The following is a 4,463-nucleotide window of genomic DNA, read 5'->3' on the forward strand; positions in this document are numbered from 1 at the left end:
CGCGCCTCCGCTTTCATCCGCGGCCGGCTTGGCAAGCAGATCGAGATGAAATTCACCCCGCAGCTGCATTTCATCGCCGACCATTCCTACGACAAAGGCGCCTATATGGAGGCGATCTTCGACCGCCCGGAAGTGCGCCGCGATCTCGACTAGGCCGAAACCGCCTCGCGCTTGATGTCGAGGCCCGGCATGGAGCCGTCCTCGCGCCAGTCTTTCAGCAGGCCGAAATACTCCATCGAGCCGCCACCATAGAAGGAATTCTGCCGCGCGCGGGCAGCGATCTGGCCTTCATTATTGTAATAGCCCGGCGTGCACTCAGCGAGGAATTGCTCTCGCATCTGCGCTTTCTCGATAATCGTGCTGACCCAATCCGATTGGGCTTCTTCTGTCGGCTCTATCTGGACGATGCCTTCGTCCAGCGCGCGCGACAGGAGGTAGGACAGATGCACGGCCTGCTCATCGAGCTGGTGAGGATAGTTGGCCGTAAAGGCCGCCTGCGCCCCGCCCATGACGAAGACGTTGGGAAAGTCGCGCACGAATATGCCGTGCAGGCTTTCAACGCCGTCCTCCCAGGCGTCTGACAGGGCCTTGCCGCCGCGCCCATAAAGCTCATAGCCGGACCGGCGCGTATAGCTGGTGCCGACCTCGAAGCCCGTCGCATAGATCAGGCAATCGAGCTCATATTCCTTGCCATCGACGACGACGCCGTTCTCTGTAATGCGCTCCACGCCCTGTCCGTTCGTATCGACCAGGCTCACCGTCTCGCGGTTGAATGTGGCAAGATAATCGTCATGGAAGCAGGGCCGCTTGCAGAACTGCCGATACCAGGGCTTCAGCGCCTCGGCCGCGTCGCGGTCGGCGATCACTTCATCGACGCGTGCGCGGATGGATTCCATCTTCTTGAAGTCAGCAAGCTCCGCGATCTGCTGAAGTTTCTCGGGCGACATCTCTTCGCCGTTCTGGTCGGCCGCGATGAAGAGGAGGTTGCGGATAATGTCGGTCCAGCCATCCTTGACGAGGTCTTCGGCCTGATAACCGCCCGAGACAAGAATGTTGAAATTATCCATCCGCTTCTTCTGCCAGCCAGGCTCAAGTGATTTTGCCCAATCGGGATCGGTCGGCTTGTTGTCGCGCACATCGATCGAGCTTGGCGTTCTCTGAAAGACAAAGAGTTCCTTTGCACCGGCCCCCAGATGCGGCACGCACTGGACCGCCGTTGCGCCGGTGCCGATGATGTCGACGCGCTTGTCTTTCAGCTTGTCGAGCCCGCCTTCCGGGCTGCCGCCGGTATACTCGTAATCCCAGCGGCTGGTGTGGAAGGTGTGGCCCTTGAAGGTCTGGATCCCCGGAATGCCCGGCAATTTCGGGCGATGCAAAGGACCGTTCGACATGATCACGAAGCGGGCCTTCATGGCATCGCCGCGATTGGTCTTCACCGTCCAGCGCCGGGCCTCTTCATCCCAGTGCATCTCGGTGATTTCAGTCTGGAAGAGGACATCATCATAGAGGTCGTAGTGCCGGCCGATGCGCTGGCTGTGTTCGAGGATTTCCTTGGCGCGGGAATATTTCTCAACCGGCATGTAGCCGGTCTCTTCGAGCAGCGGCAGGTAGATATAGCTCTCAATGTCGCAGGCCGCGCCGGGATAGCGGTTCCAGTACCACGTGCCGCCATAATCGCCGCCTTTCTCGACCATGCGGATGTTTTTCAGCCCGGCTTCGCGCAGCCGCGCCCCGGCGAGCAGCCCGCCGAACCCGCCGCCGACAACGATAACGTCCACCTCATCGCTCAACGGCGCGCGGTCGATCTTTTCGTCAATATACGGGTCCTCGACATAGCCGGCATATTCTCCCTGCACCTCGAGGTACTGCTCATTGCCGTCGCCGCGCAGGCGTTTGTCGCGCTCGGCGCGATACTTTTCGCGCAAGCCGTCCGGATCGAAATCGATTTTGCCCTGTGTACCGTCTGCCATGTTTTCCTCCCGCGAAGCCCTTTTGGCCTTCTTGTTTCAACGCGCAGACAACCTGTCTCTGATTTCTTAGATTCTTGACCAGGACATGCTATGTGCAGCGCAATGAAATATGATCTGGACCTTTCACGCCGCGTCAAGGCAAGCGATTCTGCGCCGAAATCTCTGGCGGGAATGTCTGTTCCTGCCCTGAAGGCGGAGATGGAAGCGCTCGGTCTGGAGCCGAAGAAGGCTGGAATGCGCGCCAAGCAGCTGCGCCGCTGGATCCATCATTTCGGCGTGCAGGACTTTGCCGGCATGACCGACATCGCCAAGGAGCTCCGCGCCGAGCTGGCCGAGAAATACGTCCTGACGCGCCCCGAGATCACAGAACACAAGGTCTCCGTCGACGGCACGCAGAAGTGGCTGACGCGCTTCCAGCCGGGCGTCGAAGGCGAAAGCGTCTACATTCCGGATGTTGGCCGCTCCGGCGCGCTCTGCGTCTCAAGCCAGGTCGGCTGCACGCTGAACTGCACCTTCTGCCATACGGGCACGCAGAAGCTGGTCCGCAATCTGACGGCGCAGGAAATCGTGGCCCAAATCCTGATTGCCCGAGACGAGCTGGCCGAATGGCCCTCCTCCATGGAGAACCGCAAGCTCACCAATATCGTCTTCATGGGCATGGGCGAGCCGCTCTATAATCTCGATAATGTCGCCGAAGCCATCGACACCATCTCGGATGGTGATGGCATCGCGCTTGGCCGCCGGCGGATCACTGTGTCGACCGCAGGCGTCGCGCCAAAAATCCCGGAACTGGGTGAGCGCACCGGTGCCATGCTGGCCATCTCGCTGCACGCCGTGCGCGACGATCTGCGCGACGAGATCGTCCCGATCAATCACAAGTATGATCTGAAAACGCTTTTCGACGCCATCCGCGCCTATCCTGACCTTGGCAATTCCAAGCGCGTGACGTTCGAATACGTGATGTTGAAGGGCGTCAACGACTCGCTCGCCGAAGCGCGCGATCTCGTCAAACTGCTGCGCGGCGTGCCGGCCAAGATCAATCTGATCCCGTTCAACCCGTGGCCGGGCAGCCCTTATGAGTGCTCGGACTGGGATACGATCGAGGCGTTTGCCGAAGTTGTGAACCGGGCGGGCTATGCGTCTCCGATCCGCACCCCGCGCGGCCGGGACATATTCGCGGCTTGCGGCCAGCTGCGCTCTGAAAGCGTCAAGAAATCTGCGGCTGAAAAGCGCCGCGAGGCGCTTGCCGAACAGGGCTAGACCAGGAACCGCCATCGCCTGATCGCGTTGGTCGCTCACTGCCGTAGAGCCCGACGGCCCAGATTTCGGGCGGGACTGATTGCCGATGATCAAGACTTACCTCACAGCCTATATCGGTGCCGGACTCGTCTTCGCCATCGTCGACCTCATCTGGCTCGGATGGCTCGCCAAAGGCTTCTACAACAGTCAGCTTGGCGATCTCAGAGCCGAACAGGTAAAGCTGCTCCCGGCGATCCTGTTCTATCTCGCGATGATTGCGGGCCTGACCTATTTCGCCATCGTCCCGGAACTCGGCTCGCCCGGCCTCTGGGGGGCGGCGCTGAAAGGCGCAGCTTTCGGATTCTGCTGCTATATGACGTATGATTTGACCAACCTCGCCACGACGCGCGGCTGGCCACCTCTGCTCACAGCGGTCGATATCGTCTGGGGAAGCCTACTGTCCGGCATCGCAGCGGCGGGCGGCGCGATGGCCGCGCGCCTCGTCAGCTGACCGCTCCAGTCCTCATCCGCGCGAGAAACCGGGCATCTATGCAAGCTAGGCCGACCGCGTGGATCCCATATCCAGAGGACGCTCATATAATCCCGTCACAAGGTTGCGCACAAAGGTGATGTGGCTCCTGAGGTGGTAGACTTCCTCAGTGTAAGAGAGCGGCACATCGAGCTCCCCGACCTCTTTCTGAAGCCCGGTCAACTCCTCCAGCACCTCGCGGCGTTCGTCATCATTCTCGGCCCGGCGGCCGCGTGTCTCAAGGTCACGAAGGTCTGAATACCAGACATAGATTTTGCGGCGCACCCGCCAGCGATAGAGCGGCGGCGCCACCCTGACGAGCGGGATCAGCAATGTGATCAGCGGGATGAGGAAGACCCAGGCGCGGTCGAGAAAGTTGGCGACCTGAAAGGAGAAATAATTGCGCAGGAAGGACGGCCCGTTCTTCCAGTAGCGCTCAGCCTCGCCAGACAGCGGCATGTCGATCAGGCTCTCATCGGGAAAGCTGCCGGCAGGGGCGAAGGCCGAATTGCCGGAATGGATGTCTTCGGATGCCTCCAGAAGCAGTGACTGGATCGCCGGGTGGGTGTCGGTCCGCACGGCAAGCTGCGCCACCGAAGCGATCAGCGGAATATCCTCTGCCGGGACATCTGCCTCAAGGTCGAGAATACCGCGATAAAGCGTGACTTCATCCAGGGCTTCTGTGCGCCGCGCCAACGCCGGTGCCCGCTCGAACGGCACAAGCC

At 60.7% G+C, this 4,463-nt stretch carries 4 protein-coding genes and 1 pseudogene; 3 read left to right on the forward strand and 2 right to left on the reverse strand.

The annotated features are described in order from the left end of the window. Positions 1-153 (forward strand): ribosome-binding factor A (locus WA989_RS17265; RefSeq protein ID WP_424341721.1); only part of this gene is annotated, 153 nt, incomplete at its 5' end. Here WA989_RS17265 and WA989_RS17270 read toward each other — a convergent pair. After that, complete coding sequence (locus tag WA989_RS17270) at positions 150-1,970, reverse strand: flavin-containing monooxygenase (RefSeq protein ID WP_424341718.1); 1,821 nt, start codon at positions 1,968-1,970, stop codon at positions 150-152. The genes WA989_RS17265 and WA989_RS17270 overlap by 4 nt on opposite strands. Positions 1,971-2,072: 102 nt before the next feature. Between WA989_RS17270 and rlmN the strand changes: the two genes are divergently transcribed. Both rlmN and WA989_RS17280 read left to right on the forward strand, forming a co-directional pair. Further along, a complete protein-coding gene (rlmN, locus tag WA989_RS17275) occupies positions 2,073-3,230 on the forward strand; it encodes a 23S rRNA (adenine(2503)-C(2))-methyltransferase RlmN (protein ID WP_424341719.1) in 1,158 nt (385 codons plus the stop codon). Between the two features lie 85 nt (positions 3,231-3,315). Then, positions 3,316-3,720 (forward strand): DUF2177 family protein, encoded by a 405-nt coding sequence (locus WA989_RS17280; protein ID WP_424341720.1) that lies wholly within the window; start codon positions 3,316-3,318, stop codon positions 3,718-3,720. 45 nt (positions 3,721-3,765) lie between these two features. On the opposite strand, the pseudogene WA989_RS17285 reads toward WA989_RS17280, so the two are convergent. Then, positions 3,766-4,463: pseudogene (locus tag WA989_RS17285) on the reverse strand (TRAP transporter substrate-binding protein); the annotation flags it as partial.

This window comes from Henriciella sp. (genome assembly GCF_049649345.1).
GTDB lineage: Bacteria > Pseudomonadota > Alphaproteobacteria > Caulobacterales > Hyphomonadaceae > Henriciella.

What these genes read in the sequence shown, in the direction of transcription:
- WA989_RS17270 (WP_424341718.1), bottom strand. Translation starts at nt 1,970, where the DNA reads ATGGCAGACGGTACACAGGGCAAAATCGATTTCGATCCGGACGGCTTG.
- rlmN (WP_424341719.1), top strand. Translation starts at nt 2,073, where the DNA reads ATGAAATATGATCTGGACCTTTCACGCCGCGTCAAGGCAAGCGATTCT.
- WA989_RS17280 (WP_424341720.1), top strand. Translation starts at nt 3,316, where the DNA reads ATGATCAAGACTTACCTCACAGCCTATATCGGTGCCGGACTCGTCTTC.